This is a genomic window from Cryobacterium sp. MLB-32 (genome assembly GCF_000738085.1).
Taxonomy (GTDB): Bacteria; Actinomycetota; Actinomycetes; order Actinomycetales; family Microbacteriaceae; genus Cryobacterium.
Window position 1 is genome coordinate 1 of sequence record NZ_JPRS01000355.1, and the last position, 1,332, is coordinate 1,332.

Below are 1,332 nucleotides of genomic sequence, written 5' to 3' on the forward strand. Positions count from 1 at the left end.
TTCCAGCTTGATCGACCCGACCTCGCGCTCGAGCAGGCGCAGTGCGCCGCCGGATTCGACGGCGGCTAGTTGACGGTCGTCCCCGATCAGGCGCACGTGAGCGCCGTGCCGCTGCGCGATGCCCGTGACTTTCGCCAGGTTCATCGTCCCGGCCATGCCCGCCTCATCAACGACAACGATATCCCCGGGGCGTAGGACCAGGTCGTCGGGGTGGCCGCTGCCTGGCGCCACATCCCCGTGGGTTTCGTACGCCCGGATGAAGGAGTGAATGGTTGCAGCGGGGACATTGACCGTATCGCGGAACACGGCCGCGGCCGTCGCCGACGGCGCCAGACCAATCAGGCGCCCGCCGGCTTGTTCGGTGGCCCTGGCCGCCAACGCGAGGGCCGTCGTCTTCCCCGCCCCGGCAGGGCCCGTGCCGACGATGAGCAGGGTTCCCGATGTCGTGAACTCACGCGCGAGCGCGCGCTGGCCGGCGTCCAGCGGGCCTGGGTGCGCCGCCGCCGTCCGGTCAAATTCGGCCACCGACACCGGCGACAGCGACCTGGTACGCCCGGCGGCGAGGAGGGTGTCTTCGGCGGCGAGGAGGCCGGCGGAGGTGAACAGCATTCGGCCCTTGTGGTCGTAGATACTCGCTCCGTCGCTGCGGGTCAGCGGTTGAAACGACCCGTGCGGCGCCGGCGGCGTCACGGCGATGGAGTCCGTATCTAGGGCGCGGCGCGTGATCAGCTCGACGGTTCCCTCCGCGACCTGCCCGTGACGGCTTTCCTTCTGAACCCACCGCCGCGCCTCAGCTTCGATCATGTGCGGACCCCACACGGCGTGATGTTCTGACACTGTTGCCACCACGTCCCGCGCCGCCCGGTCGACATCGACCAGGTGCGGCCCGCGCCCACGTGACTCATCCGCGACCGCGCGGGCGCGGGCCAACAGCGCAGCCACGGTGTGCGCGCCGACGCGCGCCGTGGCTTCCCCCGTCCAGTGCGCGCGGAGCGCTGCGAGGGATCGGGCGTGCGGTTTGGCGGGGCGTGTTTCGAGTGTGGCCTGGTCGGCAAGTTTGATGCGGGCAGCCGCGTCGGGGCTGCGCCCGTGACTGTCACGGTAGTCCTTCTCCAGCTCACGAACGGCCTTCTTAATGTCGGCCGAGCGGGTCGAGAACTGAGAGGTCAGACGGTCGTCGATTCCGGCGATCTCCACCACGGGGCGCTTACCCGGGGTTACCTCCCGCAGCTCTGTCGCCAGGCCCAGAGCGTCCGTGACGTTCTCCATCACGCGCTGATTGTAGAACTCCGACGCGGCCACGCCCTGGCGGTGCAGGAGCTTGGAATCGAT

The 1,332-nt window shown here is 69.6% G+C and carries 1 protein-coding gene; it reads right to left on the minus strand.

The window, feature by feature from the left end; translation table 11 throughout:
* A partial coding sequence (locus JF66_RS18525; RefSeq protein ID WP_369798068.1) for an AAA family ATPase occupies positions 1 to 1,332 on the minus strand: 1,332 nt, incomplete at its 3' end.